Here is a 16,973-nt window from a genome sequence, read left to right on the forward strand (position 1 = left end):
CCCCCCCCCCCCCCCCCCCCCCCCCCCCCCCCCCCCCCCCCCCCCCCCCCCCGCGGAGGGTGTCGAAGTCGGTCGATCAGTAGCGGTCGACCGCGGGCTGCTCGGGCTCGACGCCCGCGTCACCCAGCTCCATGTCGAAGATCGCCGACCAGGTGTCGGGGTTCTCCTCGAGAACCGTGTTCATGAAGTCGCGCAGCGCGTCGTCGCCCTTGGGCAGGCCGATGCCGTACTTCTCCTCCGAGAACGGCTCGCCGACGATCTTCAGCTCGTCCGGGTAGGCCGCGGCGTAGCCGATGAGGATCAGCTCGTCCGTCGTGACAGCATCGACGGTGCCGTTGAGCAGCGCGTCCACGCACTGCGTGTACGTGTCGAACTCCTCGGTCTGCGCCTCGTAGTTGTCGCGGATGTTCTGGATCGGCGTGGAGCCGGTCGCCGAGCAGACGGTGACGTCGCTGGTCAGATCGGCATCCGACTCGATCTCGCTGTCCGCAGCCACGAGCAGACCCTGGCCGGTCTCGAAGTACGGGCCGGCGAAGTCGATCTGCTGCTTGCGGGCGTCGGTGATCGAGTAGGTGCCGACGTAGAAGTCGATGTCGCCGTTCACGATCGCCTGCTCGCGGTTCGCCGACGGGATCGCCTGCCACTCGATCTGCTCCTCGCCGAAGCCGAGTTCCGCGGCCATCCAGCGCGCGATCTCGACGTCGAAACCGGTGCGCTCGCCCGTGGTGGCGTCGAGGTATCCGAGACCGGGCTGGTCCTCCTTCACGCCGATGCGGACCTCGCCCGCCTCGACCATCGCGTCGTAGGTGGGGCTGCCCTCGAGCGAGACGTCGGTGGCGACCTCGTAGGGCTTCTCCGATCCGGCGTCGCCCGAGTCGCCCGAGCCGCCGGCGTCGCCGCCGCCCGGGGTGCCGCTGTTGCACGCCGTCAGGGCGAGCAGCGCGGTGGCGGCGATGCCGACCGCCGCGATGTTGCGGATCTTTCGCATGGTTCCTCCTGGTTGGTGTGGGCGCCGCTGCTGTGTTGCGGAGCCTCGTGGGAGTCTCTTCTCAGTGGGTGATGAGCTTGGAGAGGAAGTCCTTGGCACGATCCGACTGGGCGTTCGTGAAGAACTCGTCGGGCGTCGCCTGCTCGACGATCTCGCCGTCGGCCATGAACACGACGCGGTCGGCGGCCTTGCGCGCGAAGCCCATCTCGTGCGTGACGACGATCATGGTCATGCCCTCCTTCGCCAGGCTCACCATGACGTCGAGGACCTCGTTGATCATCTCGGGGTCGAGGGCGCTGGTCGGCTCGTCGAAGAGCATCACCTTGGGCTGCATGGCGAGCGCGCGGGCGATCGCCACGCGCTGCTGCTGACCGCCCGAGAGCTGCGCGGGAAGCTTGTCGGCCTGGTGACCCACGCCCACCCGGTCGAGCAGGCGCCGGGCCTCGGTCTCGGCGTCGGCCTTGCTGAGGCCGCGGACCTTGATCGGCCCGAGCGTGACGTTCTCGAGGATCGTCAGGTGCGCGAAGAGGTTGAACGACTGGAACACCATGCCGACCTCGGCCCGCAGCTTCGCGAGCGCCTTGCCCTCCTTGGGCAGCTCCGCGCCGTCGATGCGGATGGAACCGCTCGTGATGGTCTCGAGCCGGTTGATCGTGCGGCACAGCGTGGACTTGCCCGAACCGGACGGACCGATCACGACGACGACCTCGCCCGCGTCGACGGTGAGGTTGATGTTTTTCAGTGCGTGGAAGTCGCCATAGTGCTTCTGCACGTTCTCCACGACGACAAGGGGCTCAGCCATGCGTTTCACCCTAGGGCCACGATGAGACAACGACCAACCGGGCGCAACCGCTTTACCGAGACGTAACAACACCGGAATCCCGGGCACTCCTCGCCGGGCGACGCGCCGCCGGCTCCCCGCCGCTCAGGAGCGCTGGGAGAAGGCGCTCTCGTAGAGGCACACGCTCGCCGCGGTGGCGAGGTTCAGCGACTCCGCGCGGCCGAAGATCGGCAGCCGCAGCGCCCGGTCGGCGAGCGCGAGCGCCTCGTCGTCGAGGCCGCGCGCCTCGTTGCCGAACACCCACGCCGTGGGGCCGGCCAGGCCGCCCGCGGCGCGGACGGCGAGCAGGTCCTCGCCCTTCACATCGGCCGCGATCACGGTCATGCCGGCGCCGTGCGCGCGCTCGATCGCGTCGGGCAGCGAGGCACCGACGGCGTACGGCAGGTGGAAGAGCGAGCCCGTCGTCGAGCGGACGACCTTGGGGTTGTGCGGATCGACGGTGCGGCCGGTGAGCACGACCGCGTCGGCTCCCGCGGCGTCGGCCGCGCGGATGATCGTGCCGAGGTTGCCGGGATCGCGCACCTCCTCGCAGATCGCGACGAGCCGTGGGGATCCGTCGAACACGTCGCGGATGGACGTGGGCGTCTGGCGCGCGACGGCGAGGAGCCCCTGCGGCGTGACCGTGTCGGCCATGGCGGCCAGCACCGCCTCCGTCACGTACTCGGGCTCGACGCCCGCGTCGGTGAGGAGCGTGCGGATGTCGCCGTGCCGCTCGAGCGCGGAGGGCGTGGCGAACAGGTCGACGATCGCGTCGGGGCGGTACTCGAGCCCCTCGCGCACCGACTGCGGCCCCTCCAGCAGGAACAGGCCCGTCTCCTCGCGCGCGTTGCGCTTGGCGAGCTTGGCGACGGCGCGCACGCGCGGCGACCGGGGGTTCTCGAGCACGCAGCCAGCCTACGCGCGGGCCCTTCGCGAGCCCGGGCGGCGCGCGGCGTCGATCCGCCCCGCGGAGGAGAACGGGCCCATCGGAGGACCGATCCCCCGATCCGATCCTCCGCACGGCCGGATCTCCTCCGAATGGCAGCGGGCGTGCAGACAGACGAAGGCGGGGCGCCCCCGAGGGGACGCCCAGCCTTCGCGAGGGGATGCTGCTTACGCGGCCTTCGGCGCGTTCACGTCGGCCGGGAGCGCCTTCTTGGCGGTCTCGACGAGCGACGTGAAGGCGGCGGGCTCGCTCACGGCGAGCTCGGCGAGCATGCGGCGGTCGACCTCGACGCCCGCCAGGGCCAGGCCCTGGATGAAGCGGTTGTAGGTGATGCCGTTCTGGCGCGCCGCGGCGTTGATCCGCTGGATCCAGAGGCGACGGAAGTCGCCCTTCTTCTTGCGACGGTCGCGGTACGCGTAGACGAGCGAGTGGGTGACCTGCTCCTTCGCCTTGCGGTACAGGCGCGAACGCTGGCCACGGTAACCCGAGGCGCGCTCGAGGATGACGCGACGCTTCTTCTGGGCGTTGACAGCCCGCTTGACTCTAGCCATTCTTCAGATTCCTAACGTGATCTCGCGTCGTCTCAGCGACCGAGGAGCTTCTTGACGACCTTGAGGTCGTTGCCCGAGATGACCTGGTCCTGGTTCAGGCGGCGGGTGCGACGGCTCGACTTGTGCTCGAGGTTGTGGCGCATGTTGGCCTGCTGCTTCTTGATCTTGCCGCTGCCGGTGATCTTGAAGCGCTTCTTGCTGCCCGAGTGGGTCTTCTGCTTCGGCATCTTCTCTTCCTTACGTTGGCGCCCATCGGGCGACGTCCTGTGCTGCCCGCCGGGGCGGGAAGTGTGTGGGGCTTACTCGGCCGCGACCTCGGCGTCCGCGCCGGTCTTGGCGGCGCGGGCCGCCTCGCGGTTCGCCGCGCGCGCCGCGTTCTGCTCGGCCTTCGCGTCGGACTTGTTGCGGTGCGGGGCGATCACCATCGTCATGTTGCGACCATCGAGCGTGGGCCGGTGCTCGACCGATCCGAATTCCGCGACGTCCTCGGCGAACTTCTGCAGCAGCTTGGCGCCCATCTCGGGGCGCGACTGCTCGCGGCCTCGGAACAGGATCATGGCCTTGACCTTGTCGCCGGCCTGCAGGAACCCCTCGGCACGCTTGCGCTTGGTCTCGTAGTCGTGCTGATCGATCTTGAGGCGGAAGCGGACTTCCTTGAGGATCGTGTTCGCCTGGTTGCGACGAGCCTCCTTGGCCTTCTGCGCGGCCTCGTACTTGAACTTGCCGTAGTCCATGATCTTGACCACGGGCGGCTTCGAGTTGGGGGCCACCTCGACCAGGTCGAGATCGGCCTCCTGAGCCAGGCGCAGGGCGGCCTCGATGCGGACGACGCCGATCTGCTCGCCGTTCGGCCCGACGAGTCGGACCTCCGGAACGCGGATGCGCTCGTTGGTGCGGGGATCGCTGATGCGGAACTCCTTGGGTGCGATGGCTGTGGCCACCGTGGCGCGACGTTCACGACACGGGCGGGAGAGGGAACTCAGCATCCACCCGTGCACGACGACTGACGTCGGCTCACCCGAACACCCGGATCTCGCTGTTAACCGATCTCTGGATGACGACCCGCTGACCGCGGGCGGAGTGTGACCCGGTAGCCTAAGACGGCAAGCGCGGGTGGGATGTGAATCCTCTTTCGTCCGGAACGCATTCCGGAGCCGCCCCAAGACTACCAGAAAGCCCCGATGAGCACCATGCCGTCCTCCCACAGCCACTCCTTCGACGCGGATCGCCACGCCCGGTGGGAGGAACAGGAGCAGGCGGCGGACGCCGCGGGCGCCGCTCGCGACATCGCCGATGTGCCCGCCGTCGAGGTGATCGCCTCCGCGTGCATCCACCTCATGAGCGCCGCCGCCGTCAAGCTCGGGCTCGGCGACGACGAGAACGCCGAGGAGTTCACGGACCTCGACGAAGCCCGCAAGCTCCTCAACTCCCTCGCCGGCCTCGTGACGGCCGCGGCGCCCGAGATCAGCGACTCGCACGCCCGCCCGATCCGCGACGGGCTGCGCTCGCTGCAGTTGCGCTTCCGCGAGATCTCCACCATCCCGGACGCCCCGGGCAAGGGCCCGGGCGAGAAGTTCACCGGCTCGGTGATCTGACCTTTATTTGATCTGCGCGCGCTCGGGCGCCGCTCTGCGGCGCCGCTCGCGTGCTCGCGCCGGCGCTGCCGCGCCGGCGAGGCAGCGCTTCGCGCTGCGGGGGGGGCCGCACGCTCGCTTCGCTCGCACAGTGACCGGTTGCGCCGTGGTGAGCGACCGATCGGTTGCGGTGGTCGCGTCATCTCCGCGGCGTCGCCGCTGAAGTTCAGCACCCGATCGGGTTCGACCTGTCGGTGCAACCGGTCAGGAAAGTCCTCGCGCGAGCTTCACCTGGAGGCTGTCGACGAGCACCGCGATGCGGTCGTCCGCCGCCCAGCGCCGGGCGAGGCGCTGCAGCACGGCGTCGAGCTCGGTACGCTCCAGGCCCTCGACGAGCGTGAGGCGCACGACGAGCTCGGGGCCGCGCAGGCGCGCGGCCGGGTCGCCCGGCTCGACGGCGAGGTCGAGCACGGCCAGCTCCTGGCCGATCGACTCCTGCAGGCCCCGGTAGACCTCGGGGCTCGTCCACGCCGGCTCCCACGGCTGCGACTGCGCGATCGCCCACACGGCCGGCCGGCGCACGACGAACTCGGTGTCGGCGGCGGGATCGATCACGACGAGGTCGGTCTGCTCCCCCGCCGCCGCGAGCGCGGCGCGCGTGCCGGCGACGGGGATCGGGCGTGCCTTCGCGTCCCAACGGCGCATCGTGTCGACGCTCGAGAAGACCGGCTGCACGCTGCGGCCGTCGGGGGCCGCGACCGTGACGATCGACAGCTCCTGCGTCTTGTCCACCGCGAGCCCGTGCGCGCCTACGCCCTCGTCGCCCTTCTCGGCCACGAGCGGCACGAGCACGCGCGCCTCGCGCAGCGCGTCGACGACCGCGACGGGATCGCCCGAGCCGTCGCGGAAGCGCGTCAGCGCCTCCCACAGACGCGGGTCGGCCGATCCGTCGTCCCCGGCGGCCGGGTTCGCGCGGAACGTGCGGCCCTCCCACGGAACGCCGGCGGAGTCGGCGCGCGACGGATCCCCCGTTCCGCCCTGCGCGCCGCCGTGGTCGTGCACGATCTCAGTCGGTGGCGACGTCGAGCGCCTCGGCGAGCGTGAACGCGCCGGCGTAGAGCGCCTTGCCCACGATCGCGCCCTCGACGCCCTCGGGCACGAGACCGCGCAGCGCGGCGATGTCGTCGAGGCTCGAGACGCCGCCGGAGGCGATGACGGGCTTGTCCGTCCGCGAGGCGACCTCGCGCAGCAGCTCCAGGTTCGGGCCCCTGAGGGTGCCGTCCTTCGTCACGTCGGTCACGACGTAGCGCGCGCAGCCGGCGTCCTCGAGGCGGTCGAGCACCTCCCAGAGGTCCCCGCCCTCCTGCGTCCAGCCGCGGGCGGCCAGCGTGGTCCCGCGCACGTCGAGCCCGACGGCCACGGCCTCGCCGTAGCGGCCGATGATCGACGCGGTCCACTCGGGGTTCTCGAGCGCGGCCGTGCCGAGGTTGATGCGGTGCGCGCCGCTCTCGAGCGCCGCCTCGAGCGAGGCGTCGTCGCGGATGCCGCCGGAGAGCTCGATGTTGACGCCCTTGACGTGCTTGAGCACCTTGCGCAGCACGGCGGTGTTGCTGCCGCGCCCGAAGGCGGCGTCGAGGTCGACGAGGTGGATCCACTCGGCGCCCTGCGCGGCCCACTGCTCCGCGGCCTCGATGGGGTCGCCGTAGCTCGTCTCGGTTCCGGCCTCGCCCTGGGTGAGGCGCACGGCCTTGCCACCGGCCACGTCGACGGCGGGCAGCAGGATCAGTCCGGGTGTGGACGCGAAATCGTTCATATCTCCCTGTGCGGGCGGGACGCTACCGCCGGAACGCACGATGTCTGAGGGTACGCGCGCCGGGCCGATCGATCCAATCGAGCGCGAACTCCGGCGCGGATGCCCGGGGAGGGCGCGGATCGGGACCGCGCGCGGGATCAGCCGCGCAGCGATCCGACCCAGTTCGCGAGCAGGCGGATGCCGGCCTCGCCCGACTTCTCGGGGTGGAACTGGGTGGCCGAGAGCGGGCCGTTCTCGACGGCGGCGATGAACCGCCCGCCGTGCGCGGCCCACGTGACGGCGGGCTCGGGGAACGGGGGCTGCACGTCGAGCGTCCACTCCTGCGCGGCGTACGAGTGCACGAAGTAGAACCGCTCCTCGCCGATGCCGCGGAACAGCACGGAGCTCTCGGGCGCCTCGACGGTGTTCCAGCCCATGTGGGGAACGACGGGCGCATCGAGCTCGCGGACGACGCCGGGCCACTCCCCGAGGCCCTCGGTGTCGGCGCCGCGCTCGATCCCGCGCTCGAAGAGGATCTGCATGCCCACGCAGATGCCCATGACGGGCCGGCCGCCCGCCAGCCGGCGCTCGATCAGCTCTCCGCCGCGGATGGCGTTCAACTGCTCCATGACGGCGCGGAACGCGCCCACGCCGGGCACAAGCAGGCCGTCGGCATCGCGCACGAGCCCGCGGTCGTTCGTCAGGCGCGCGTCGGCGCTGGCCGCCTGCAGGGCCTTGACGGCGGAGTGGACGTTGCCCGATCCGTAGTCCAGGACCGCGACGAGCGGCCGCTCCTGGCCGGCGGAAGCCGCGTCGGTCACAGCGCGCCCTTCGTGGACGGCACGCCCGTCACGAGCGGGTCGAGGGCCTTGGCCTGGCGGAACGCGCGCGCGAGCGCCTTGAACTCCGCCTCGGCGATGTGATGCGGGTCGCGGCCGCCCAGCACGCGCACGTGCACGGTGAGGCCGGCGTTGAACGCGATCGCCTCGAAGGTGTGGCGCACGAGCGATCCCGTGAAGTGCCCGCCGATGAGGTGCTGCTCGAATCCGGCCGGCTCGCCGGTGTGGACGAGGTAGGGCCGCCCGGAGATGTCGACGACGGCCTGCGCGAGCGCCTCGTCGAGCGGCACGAGCGCGTCGCCGTAGCGCGAGATGCCCGACTTGTCGCCGAGCGCCTCGCGGATCGCCTGCCCCAGCACGATCGCGACGTCCTCGGCGGTGTGGTGCGCGTCGATGTGCGTGTCGCCGCTCGCCTTCACCGTGAGGTCGGTCAGCGAGTGCTTCGCGAACGCCGTGAGCATGTGGTCGAAGAACGGCACGCTCGTGTCGATGCTGCTCGCGCCGGTGCCGTCGAGGTCCAGTTCGAGCTCGACGGACGACTCGCTCGTCGAGCGGCTGCGGCGGGCGGTGCGGGCTGCGGTCATACCCTCGAGTCTATTGCGCGGGGAGGCATCCCGGCTCAGTTGCCGATCTCCGCGAGCGCCTCGAGGAACGCCGTCGTCTCGTCCTCCGTGCCCGCCGTGACGCGCAGGTGGCCGGGGATGCCGATGTCGCGCACGAGGATGCCGCGGTCGCGCAGCGCCGACCAGGTGCGCGAGGTATCGGTCACCCCGCCGAACAGGACGAAGTTCGCCCACGACGGGTAGACGGTGTAGCCGAGCGCCTCGAGCGTGGCCGACATGCGGTCGCGCTGCTCGACGATCTCGTCGACCGTGCGCAGCATCGTGTCGGCATGGCGCAGGGCCGCGGAGGCCGCCGCCTGCGTGAGGGCGGACAGGTGATAGGGCAGCCGGACGAGGCGCAGCGCGTCGATGAAGGCGGGATCGGCGGCGAGGTAGCCGACGCGCGCGCCCGCGAAGGCGAACGCCTTGCTCATGGTGCGCGAGACGGCCAGGCGCGGGCGCCCCTCCAGCAGGCTCAGGGCCGACGGCTCCTCGCGCGGCGCGAACTCGCGGTACGCCTCGTCGACGATGACGATCCCGTCGGTGGCGTCGTAGACCGCCTCGACGACGTCGAGCGACAGCGGCGTGCCCGTGGGGTTGTTGGGCGCGCAGAGGAAGACGACGTCGGGCCGCGCGTCGGCGACCTGACGGGCCGCGTCCTCGGGATCGATCTCGAAGCGCGGGCCGCGCTCGCCCGTCACCCAGTCGGAGCCGACGCCGCGGGCCAGCAGCCCATACATCGAGTAGGTGGGTGCGAAGCCGAAGGCCGAGCGGCCCGGCCCGCCGAAGGCCTGCAGCGCCTGCTGGAGCACCTCGTTCGAGCCGTTGGCCGCCCAGAGCTGCTCGGGCACGAGTCCGTGGCCGAGGTAGTCGGCGAATCCCTCGCGCAGCTGGGTGAACTCGCGGTCGGGGTAGCGGTTCACGTCGCGCAGGGCGCGCGAGACGGCGTCGGCGATGTCGTCGGCGACCTCGTCGGGCACCGGATGCGTGTTCTCGTTGACGTTCAGCGCGACCGGAACCGCCATCTGCGGCGCCCCGTAGGGCGTCTGCCCGCGCAGGTCGGCGCGGAGCGGCAGGTCGTCGAGGGTGATCGCGGGAGCGATCGAGGTATTCGCCGGGTCGGAGGTCACGCCCTCCATGTTAGATCCGAGCGGCCCCTCGATGCCGGACGATCGCCGTGCCCGTCATCGCGCGGACGACGATGCCGCCCCGGCCCCCGCTCAGTCGGCGTAGCCCGCGGGAACCGCGATCTGCTGGCCGGGGCTCACGAGCCCGCCGGCGAGGTTGTTGAGCCGCTTCAGCTCGTACACCACGTCGCGCGGGTCGTGACCGGGTGCCACGTCCTGCGCGATGCTCCACAGCGAATCGCCCGCGGTGACCGTGACGAGGTGGAACGCCGAGGCGTCGGCGCCCGCCTCGCCCGATGCCAGGGCCGCGCCGCCGCCGAGCACGGCCGCCGCGAGACCCGCGACGACCGGAGCGGCCGCCAGCGCCGCCAGCACGCGTCGGCCGCGCACCGTGAGGCGCAGCCGGGTGCGGGGCGCGGAGGGGGCTGCCGCTGCCGTGAGGATGGCGGTGCTCATGTCGTGCTCCTTCTGTCTGGGCGGCTTCGCATCCGACGCTCGGCCGGGAGGCCGGATGCGAAGCTCTGTACCGAATATACGTTCGACGGTTCGAACATGTCAACGCTATCTCCGACATCCGACATCGGATCCGCCGGGACACGCTCGAACAAATCTCCCGAAGACCCCGACGAATCGGCTACCTTCGAGGTCGAGGGTCACGTAATCACGGACCTCCGACATCCGAACGAGGAGCACAGATGAGCGACGCCGCGGCCGACATTGCCGGCACCGACGACAAGCCCCGCACGCGGCGTCGCCGGAACCTCAGCGAGAAGCAGATGGCCATCCTCGAGGTCATCCAGCGCTCGATCCAGCGCCACGGCTACCCGCCGAGCATGCGCGAGATCGGCGACGCCGTCGGGCTGAAGTCGCTCTCGAGCGTGACGCACCAGCTCGGCCAGCTCGAGCTCAGCGGCTACCTGCGCCGCGACCCCGGCAAGACGCGCGCCATGGAGGTGCTCATCGACCTGCCCGGCCTGTCGGGCGAGAACCCGGCCGACACGGCGCCCGCCGTCGGCGACGCGGCGATGGTGCCGCTCGTCGGGAACATCGCCGCGGGCGTGCCGATCACGGCGGAGCAGCAGGTCGAGGAGATCTTCCCCCTGCCCCGCCAGCTCGTGGGCAAGGGCGAGCTGTTCATGCTCAAGGTCAACGGCGACTCGATGATCGACGCCGCGATCTGCCACGGCGACTGGGTGGTCGTGCGCGCGCAGAACAACGCCGATAACGGCGACATCGTCGCGGCGATGCTCGACGGCGAAGCCACCGTGAAGGCCTTCCGCCAGCGCGACGGCCACACGTGGCTGCTGCCGCGCAACTCGGCGTTCGAGCCGATCCTCGGCGACGAGGCGACCGTGCTGGGCAAGGTCGTCGCCGTGCTGCGCGCCGTCTGATCCGCACCGGCGGGCGCCCTGCGGCCCGCCGCCGTCTCGCCTACGGTGGGTGGCATGGCCTCCGAAGCGACCGCCCCCGCCCGCACGATCGCGCCCTACGGCACGTGGCGATCGCCGATCACCGCGGCCGACGTGGCCGGCGGATCGCTGCGCCTGGACGGCGCGCGCTTCGTGGGCGACGAGGTCTGGTGGAGCGAGGGCCTGCCGGCCGAGCGCGGCCGCACGGCCCTGATGCGCGGCGAGGCCGGCCGCGAGCCCGAGGTGCTGCTGCCCGCCCCCTGGAGCGTGCGCTCCCGCGTGCACGAGTACGGCGGCGGTGCGTGGACCGCCGGCGACGACGGCGTCGCCTACTTCGTCGAGCACGCCGACCAGCGCGTCTACAGGTTCGCGCCGGGCACGGATCCCGAGCCGCTCACCCCGGCGGACGGCGGCATGTGCTTCGGCGACCTCACCCTCGCCGAGGGCGCGCTGTGGGCCGTGCGCGAGACGCACACCGGCGCCCCGGTGCCCGCGCGCGACATCGTGCGCATCCCCCTCGACGGGTCGGCCGCGCACGACGCGGCCGCCGTCGCGAGCGTCGTGGCGGGCAGCGACTTCCTCGCCTATCCGGCCCCGCGCGGCGATCGGATCGCGTGGATCGCGTGGGACCATCCCGACATGCCGTGGGACGCCGCCGAGCTGCGCGTCGGCCGCCTCGACGAGCGCGGCCGCGTGACCGAGCACGTGGTGATCGCCGGCGGGCGCACCGCGGCGGGCACCGTCTCGGCGCTGCAGCCCGAGTGGACGGGCGACGACGAGCTGATGTTCCTCGCCGACATCCCGCACCCGGGGCAGGATGCGCGCTGGAACCTGCACTGGGCGCGCTTCGACGGCCTGTCGGCGGTCGGGCCCGAGCCGATCATGACGGTCGACGCCGACACGGGCGGGCCCCTGTGGAACCTCGGCGCGCGCTGGTACGCGACCATGGCCGACGGCCGGATCCTCGCGGTGCAGACGAACGGATCGGATCAGCTCGTCGTGATCGATCCCACGTGCGGCGCCGAGGACGCCCTCGACACGCCCCTCACGGGCGGCGTGCTCGTGCGCGACGTGCGGGGCCAGCGCGTGCTGCTGACCGGCGCCGGCGCGCGCGTGCCGGGCGGCCTGTGGCTGCTCGACGTCGACGCGCACACGATCGAGCCGGTGCGGGGCGGCGTGCCCGTCGGCGACCTCGACCCCGCCTGGCTTCCGGTCTCGCGCGCCATCACCTGCCCCGGTCCGAACGGTCCCGTGCACGCGTTCGACTACCCGCCGACGAGCCCCGAGTTCGACGCACCCGAGGGCGAGCTGCCGCCCTACCTCGTGCTGGTGCACGGCGGTCCCACCACCCACGTCTCGGGCACGCTCTCGATCGTCATGGCGTACTTCACGAGCCGCGGCATCGGCGTGCTCGACGTGAACTACGGCGGGTCCACGGGCTACGGCAGGGGCTATCGCGAGCGGCTGCGCGGCGGCTGGGGCGTCGTCGACGTACAGGACACGGCGGCCGCGGCGCGCGGGCTCGCGGAGGCGGGGCTCGCGGACGCGGACCGGATCGCGATCAAGGGCGGATCGGCGGGTGGCTGGACGGTGCTGTGCGCGGTCGCCGACACCGACGCCTTCGCCGCGGGCATCAGCCGCTACGGCGTGGCGGATCTGCGCCGCCTCGTGGCCGACACGCACGACTTCGAGGCGCGCTACCTCGACGGGCTCGTCGGCCCCCTGCCCGAGGCCGAGGAGGTGTACGTCTCGCGGTCGCCGCTGTCGCGCCCCGAGACGCTGCGCACGCCCCTGCTGATCCTGCAGGGCGCGGACGATCCCGTCGTGCCGCCGAGCCAGTCGGAGGCGCTGCGCGACGCGCTCGCGGCCAACGGCGTGCCGCACGCGTACCTGCTGTTCGAGGGCGAGTCGCACGGCTTCCGCCGCGCCGACACGCTGCAGCGCGCCTTCGAGGCGGAGCTGGCGTTCCTCGGCGAGGTGCTCGGCTTCACCACCCCGGACACCCCGCCGCTCGAGCTGGACTGACGACACCCCGCCGAACCCGCCCTCGATCGGCGAGCCCGCGCCGCATCGAGCGCGGGCTCGGCGGACGAGCGCGGGTTCGGCGGGGGTGGGGTCAGAGCGTGTAGGGCTCCAGCTCCGCCGCGAGGCGGGCGTTGACGCGCGCGTGGACGAACGTGCCCTCGGTCTCGTGGCGGCGCTCGAGGAGCTGGCCGGTCTCGTGGATGGCCGAGACGAGCTCGCCGCGGCTGTACGGCACGACGGCGCGCAGCTCGACCTCGGGCAGCGGCAGCGCGTCCTCGACGACGCGGCGCAGCTCGTCGATGCCCTCGCCCGTGCGGGACGAGACGAACACCGCGCGCGGCTCGAGACCGTGCAGCACGAGCCGGGTGTCGTCGTCGACGAGGTCGGCCTTGTTGAAGACGACGATCTCGGGCACCTCGCGCGCCCCTACCTCGCCCATCACGTCGCGCACCGTGGCGATCTGCCCGGCGGGATCGGGGTGGTGCGCGTCGACGACGTGCAGCAGCACGTCGGCGTCGGCGACCTCCTCGAGGGTCGAGCGGAACGCCTCGACGAGCTGGTGCGGCAGGTTGCGGACGAAGCCCACGGTGTCGGCGAGCGTGTACACGCGCCCGTCGCTCGTCTCCGTGCGGCGCACGGTCGCATCGAGCGTGGCGAACAGCGCGTTCTCGACGAGCACGCCGGCGCTCGTGAGGCGGTTCAGCAGGCTCGACTTGCCGGCGTTCGTGTACCCCGCGATCGCCACCGACGGGATCGTATTGCGCTTGCGCTCGGAGCGCTTGGCGTCGCGCGCAGGCGCGAAGTCGCGGATCTGGCGGCGCAGCTGCGCCATGCGCGTGCGGATGCGACGCCGGTCCAGCTCGATCTTCGTCTCACCCGGTCCGCGCGAGCCCATGCCCGCGCCGCCCGCGCCGACCTGGCCGCCCGCCTGGCGGCTCATCGACTCACCCCAGCCGCGCAGGCGCGGCAGCAGGTACTCGAGCTGGGCGAGCTCGACCTGTGCCTTGCCCTCGCGGGTCTTGGCGTGCTGCGCGAAGATGTCGAGGATCACGGCGGTGCGGTCGATCACCTTCACCTTGACGACGTCCTCGAGCGCGCGGCGCTGCGAGGAGGCCAGCTCGGTGTCGGCGATGACCGTGTCGGCGCCGACGGACGCCACGAGGTCCCTCAGCTCCTCGGCCTTGCCGCGGCCGAGGTACGTCGCGGGGTCGGGGTGCGGGCGGCGCTGCAGCACGCCATCGAGCACGACGGCGCCGGCGGTCTCGGCGAGCGCCGCCAGCTCGCGCAGCGAGTTCTCGGCGTCGACGAGCGAGCCCTGGGAGTAGACGCCCACGAGCACGACGTTCTCCAGCCGCAGCTGCCGGTACTCGACCTCGGTGACGTCCTCGAGCTCGGTCGACAGCCCCGGGACGCGGCGCAGCGCGGCGCGCTCCTCGCGATCCCACTGCTCGCCGTCCGATGTGCCGTAGGCCGTCGCGTCGTCCTGCAGCGCCTGGGCGCCGCCGAAGGTGCGCAGCCCCGAGCGCGCATCGACGCTCGCCAGCACGCGCTCGACCGGATCGATCGAGTCCTCGGTCGCGTCGTCGCGGCGCGAGGTGGTGTCCGGCTCGGACGAGGTGGATTCCGTCATGTGCTCCCTGTCTTCGTGCACGTGCAAGCCCTTCAGCTTAGGTGATCCGCCGCGATCGCGGCAGATGGTGTCCTGCGCAGGAACTGCGCGTTACGGCGGACCGTCGACTCCGGTACGCTGGCCGCCTATGGGAGATCACTACTTCAGCGAGGCTCCCGCCAGCGCCGAGAAGCTGAGGCGCATCCGCATCCCCCTCGCCGGCCGTGAGGTCGAGGTGACGACCGCGGCCGGCGTCTTCAGTCCCGAACGTCTCGACACCGGCACCAAGGTCCTCCTCGACAGCGCCCCGGAGCCGCCCGCGGGCGGCGACTTCCTGGACCTCGGATGCGGATGGGGGCCCATCTCGCTGACGCTCGCGACGCTGTCGCCCCGCGCCCGCGTGTGGGCGGTGGATGTGAACGAGCGCGCCCTCGACCTCGTGCGGCGCAACGCCGAGGAGCTCGGCCTCGAGAACATCAACGCCGTCACGCCCGCGGATGTTCCCTCCGACGTGACCTTCCGCACGATCCGCTCGAATCCGCCGATCCGGGTCGGCAAGTCGATGCTCCACGAGCTGATGGAGACGTGGATCCCGCGGCTGGCGGAGCGCAGCGACGCCTACCTCGTGGTCAAGCGCGATCTCGGCTCGGACTCCCTGCAGCGCTGGCTGGCCGCCACGTTCGACGACGGCTTCACCGTGCACCGCACCGCGACGGGCAAGGGCTATCGCGTGATCAAGGTGCGCCGGCACGGCAATCCCCCGACGGCGCCGATCGACACGCTCGGGGTCTGATGCGGGGCGTTCCGCCCGTCAGGCGAGCGCGACCGTGCCCGTGTAGACGAGCGTGGCGGGGCCCGACAGCGCGACGTGCTCGCCGTCCTCGGCGGGGAACATGCGCACGGCGAGCGTGCCGCCCGGCACGTCCACGCGCCAATGGCTCGGCGCCGTGGGCCCCGCCCACTCGCGCACGGCGAGGGCCGTCGCCGCGACGCCCGTGCCGCAGCTGAGGGTCTCGCCCACGCCGCGCTCGAACACGCGCATGCGCACGCGCCCGATGCCGTCCTTCACGAGCGGCTCCTGCGGCACGACGAACTCGATGTTGGCGCCGCGCTCGGGCACCGGCTCGACGACGGGCCGCGCCGTGAGATCCAGCGCCTCGAGCTCGTCCTCGGAGGCGAGGGCGACCACGACGTGCGGGTTGCCGAGGTCGATGCCCAGCCCGGGCCTGGCCACGCCGATCCCGCGGGCGCGCACCGTCGGCTCCCCCGGCTCGGCGCGCCAGCGGCCCAGGTCCACCTGGAAGCCCGTCTCGCTGCGCGTGACGTCCCGCACGCCCGCGCGCGTGCCGATGGGCAGCGTCGAGCCGGCGTCGAGGGTCGCCAGGCCCGCGTCGAGCAGGTACTTGGCGAACACGCGCACCCCGTTGCCGCACATCTCGGCCTTCGAGCCGTCGGCGTTGCGGTAGTCCATGAACCATTCGGCATGCTCGTCCTCGGCGAGGGCGGCGGCCCCCTCGGGGATGCGCTCGGAGCGGACGACGCGCAGCAGGCCGTCGGCCCCGATGCCGAAGCGGCGGTCGCACAGGATGGCGACCTGGTCGTCGCTGAGCTCGAGCTCGCCGTCCGGGTCGGCGACGATCACGAAGTCGTTGCCCGTGCCGTGACCCTTGGTGAACGCGATCTCCGTCATCCCGCCAGTCTACGGATCCGCGCATGGACGGGGGCGAGGAGGGCGCGGGTCAGCCGGCGATGGCCGCGGGGTCCGCGCGGCCGGCCTCGTGCCAGCGCACGTCCGCGTAGCGGCGGAACCAGCTCACCTGGCGGCGCGCGTAGCGGCGCGTGAGCGCCTGCGTCTCGGCGATGGCGTCGGCCTCGCCAAGCTCGCCCCGCAGCTGCGCGAGCGCCTGCGCGTAGCCGATCGCGCGGCGCGCCGTGGTGCCCCGCTCGAGCCCGCGCTCGCGCAGCCGGGCGGTCTCGTCGAGCATGCCGCTCGCCCACATCCGCTCCACGCGCCGGTCGAGGCGTTCGATGAGCGCCGGGCGGTCCATCGTGAGGCCGATCAGCTCCGCCGGCCGCCAGGGCACCGGCCGCTCGGGCAGCGCAGCGCCGTGCGTGCGCCCGCCCTGGGCGAGGATCTCCAGGGCACGCACGATTCGCCGGCCGTTGCGCGGGTCGACCCGCTCGGCCGTGGCCGGGTCGGCGGCGCGGAGCCGGTCGTAGAGGGCGCCGGGGCCGGAGCGGTCGAGCTCGGCCTCGAGCTCGGCGCGCAGCCGCTCGTCGCGGGGCGGGAAGCGGAAGTCGAACAGCACGCTCGAGACGTATAGCCCGGATCCGCCGACGAGGATCGCATGACGCCCACGGGCCAGGATGTCGTCGATCGCGGCGCGCGCGTCGTCCTGGTAGCGCGCGACGGCGGCGTCCTCGGTCACCTCGAGCACGTCGAACAGCTGGTGCGGGATGCCCCGCCGCTCGGCAACGGAGAGCTTGGCGGTGCCGACGTCCATGCCGCGGTACAGCTGCATGGCGTCGGCGTTGACGATCTCGGCCCCGCGTCCGCGTGCCGCGAGGGCCTCGGCGAGGTCGAGCGAGAGGTCGCTCTTGCCCGTCCCGGTCGCGCCGACGACCGCCCACAGGCGCGGCCCGTCATCGGGGTCGCGCCCCGACGGCCTCGGCTCGCTCACCGCGTCTCCG

General features: G+C 72.4%; 19 protein-coding genes. 4 read left to right on the top strand and 15 right to left on the bottom strand.

Translation table 11 applies throughout. From position 1 onward, the window contains the following. Positions 1-76: 76 nt before the first annotated feature. The 6 genes from ACODR5_RS07460 to infC all read right to left on the bottom strand — a co-directional run bounded on the left by ACODR5_RS07460 (position 77) and on the right by infC (position 4,246). Positions 77-988 carry a glutamate ABC transporter substrate-binding protein gene (locus ACODR5_RS07460; protein ID WP_460817255.1) on the bottom strand — a complete coding sequence of 304 codons (912 nt, stop codon included), beginning with the start codon at positions 986-988 and terminating at the stop codon, positions 77-79. A 61-nt stretch (positions 989-1,049) separates the two neighbouring features. Further along, positions 1,050-1,790 carry an amino acid ABC transporter ATP-binding protein gene (locus ACODR5_RS07465; protein ID WP_449855038.1) on the bottom strand — a complete coding sequence of 247 codons (741 nt, stop codon included), beginning with the start codon at positions 1,788-1,790 and terminating at the stop codon, positions 1,050-1,052. A gap of 123 nt (positions 1,791-1,913) precedes the next feature. Continuing rightward, positions 1,914-2,714, bottom strand: coding sequence for a TrmH family RNA methyltransferase (locus ACODR5_RS07470; RefSeq protein WP_449855039.1), 801 nt, complete (start codon positions 2,712-2,714; stop codon positions 1,914-1,916). A 207-nt stretch (positions 2,715-2,921) separates the two neighbouring features. Then, positions 2,922-3,305: a 50S ribosomal protein L20 gene (gene rplT, locus ACODR5_RS07475; RefSeq protein WP_449855040.1), complete on the bottom strand. Its 384-nt coding sequence runs from the start codon at positions 3,303-3,305 to the stop codon at positions 2,922-2,924. Between the two features lie 32 nt (positions 3,306-3,337). Next, on the bottom strand, positions 3,338-3,532 hold the full coding sequence (gene rpmI, locus ACODR5_RS07480; RefSeq protein ID WP_259606271.1) for a 50S ribosomal protein L35: 195 nt from the start codon (positions 3,530-3,532) through the stop codon (positions 3,338-3,340). A 72-nt stretch (positions 3,533-3,604) separates the two neighbouring features. Then, positions 3,605-4,246 (bottom strand): translation initiation factor IF-3, encoded by a 642-nt coding sequence (gene infC / locus ACODR5_RS07485; protein ID WP_449855041.1) that lies wholly within the window; start codon positions 4,244-4,246, stop codon positions 3,605-3,607. Positions 4,247-4,486: 240 nt separating this feature from the next. Here infC and ACODR5_RS07490 point away from each other — a divergent pair, with 240 nt between their 5' ends. Next, on the top strand, positions 4,487-4,900 hold the full coding sequence (locus ACODR5_RS07490) for a DUF1844 domain-containing protein (protein WP_449855042.1): 414 nt from the start codon (positions 4,487-4,489) through the stop codon (positions 4,898-4,900). Between the two features lie 243 nt (positions 4,901-5,143). Here ACODR5_RS07490 and ACODR5_RS07495 read toward each other — a convergent pair whose 3' ends face one another. The 6 genes from ACODR5_RS07495 to ACODR5_RS07520 form a co-directional block, all read right to left on the bottom strand. Further along, positions 5,144-5,941: an SseB family protein gene (locus ACODR5_RS07495; RefSeq protein WP_449854703.1), complete on the bottom strand. Its 798-nt coding sequence runs from the start codon at positions 5,939-5,941 to the stop codon at positions 5,144-5,146. 4 nt (positions 5,942-5,945) lie between these two features. Next, a complete protein-coding gene (gene priA / locus ACODR5_RS07500) occupies positions 5,946-6,692 on the bottom strand; it encodes a bifunctional 1-(5-phosphoribosyl)-5-((5-phosphoribosylamino)methylideneamino)imidazole-4-carboxamide isomerase/phosphoribosylanthranilate isomerase PriA (RefSeq protein WP_449854702.1) in 747 nt (248 codons plus the stop codon). Between the two features lie 137 nt (positions 6,693-6,829). Beyond that, positions 6,830-7,492: an imidazole glycerol phosphate synthase subunit HisH gene (gene hisH, locus ACODR5_RS07505; RefSeq protein ID WP_488983214.1), complete on the bottom strand. Its 663-nt coding sequence runs from the start codon at positions 7,490-7,492 to the stop codon at positions 6,830-6,832. After that, entirely contained in the window at positions 7,489-8,094 is a 606-nt protein-coding gene (hisB, locus tag ACODR5_RS07510; RefSeq protein WP_449854700.1) for an imidazoleglycerol-phosphate dehydratase HisB, read from the bottom strand. The genes hisH and hisB overlap by 4 nt, the downstream gene beginning before the upstream one ends. A gap of 35 nt (positions 8,095-8,129) precedes the next feature. Then, the gene (locus tag ACODR5_RS07515; protein WP_488983215.1) at positions 8,130-9,242 is read right to left on the bottom strand and encodes a histidinol-phosphate transaminase; all 1,113 of its coding nucleotides are present in this window, start codon (positions 9,240-9,242) and stop codon (positions 8,130-8,132) included. 90 nt (positions 9,243-9,332) lie between these two features. Further along, complete coding sequence (locus ACODR5_RS07520; protein WP_449854698.1) at positions 9,333-9,695, bottom strand: LysM peptidoglycan-binding domain-containing protein; 363 nt, start codon at positions 9,693-9,695, stop codon at positions 9,333-9,335. 239 nt (positions 9,696-9,934) lie between these two features. Between ACODR5_RS07520 and lexA the strand changes: the two genes are divergently transcribed. Continuing rightward, positions 9,935-10,630 carry a transcriptional repressor LexA gene (gene lexA, locus ACODR5_RS07525; RefSeq protein WP_488983216.1) on the top strand — a complete coding sequence of 232 codons (696 nt, stop codon included), beginning with the start codon at positions 9,935-9,937 and terminating at the stop codon, positions 10,628-10,630. Positions 10,631-10,684: 54 nt separating this feature from the next. Continuing rightward, positions 10,685-12,673, top strand: a complete 1,989-nt coding sequence (locus ACODR5_RS07530; protein ID WP_460817248.1) for an alpha/beta hydrolase family protein — start codon at positions 10,685-10,687, stop codon at positions 12,671-12,673. A gap of 91 nt (positions 12,674-12,764) precedes the next feature. Here ACODR5_RS07530 and hflX read toward each other — a convergent pair whose 3' ends face one another. Then, entirely contained in the window at positions 12,765-14,303 is a 1,539-nt protein-coding gene (gene hflX, locus ACODR5_RS07535; RefSeq protein ID WP_449854695.1) for a GTPase HflX, read from the bottom strand. Positions 14,304-14,430: 127 nt separating this feature from the next. Here hflX and ACODR5_RS07540 point away from each other — a divergent pair, with 127 nt between their 5' ends. Next, positions 14,431-15,075, top strand: coding sequence for a class I SAM-dependent methyltransferase (locus tag ACODR5_RS07540; protein ID WP_460817247.1), 645 nt, complete (start codon positions 14,431-14,433; stop codon positions 15,073-15,075). Between the two features lie 18 nt (positions 15,076-15,093). Here ACODR5_RS07540 and dapF read toward each other — a convergent pair whose 3' ends face one another. Beyond that, the gene (dapF, locus tag ACODR5_RS07545) at positions 15,094-15,972 is read right to left on the bottom strand and encodes a diaminopimelate epimerase (protein WP_449854693.1); all 879 of its coding nucleotides are present in this window, start codon (positions 15,970-15,972) and stop codon (positions 15,094-15,096) included. Positions 15,973-16,021: 49 nt separating this feature from the next. Next, positions 16,022-16,963 (bottom strand): tRNA (adenosine(37)-N6)-dimethylallyltransferase MiaA, encoded by a 942-nt coding sequence (gene miaA, locus ACODR5_RS07550; RefSeq protein WP_488983217.1) that lies wholly within the window; start codon positions 16,961-16,963, stop codon positions 16,022-16,024. Positions 16,964-16,973: the final 10 nt, after the last annotated feature.

It is taken from the genome of Microbacterium sp. FG3 (assembly GCF_057809335.1).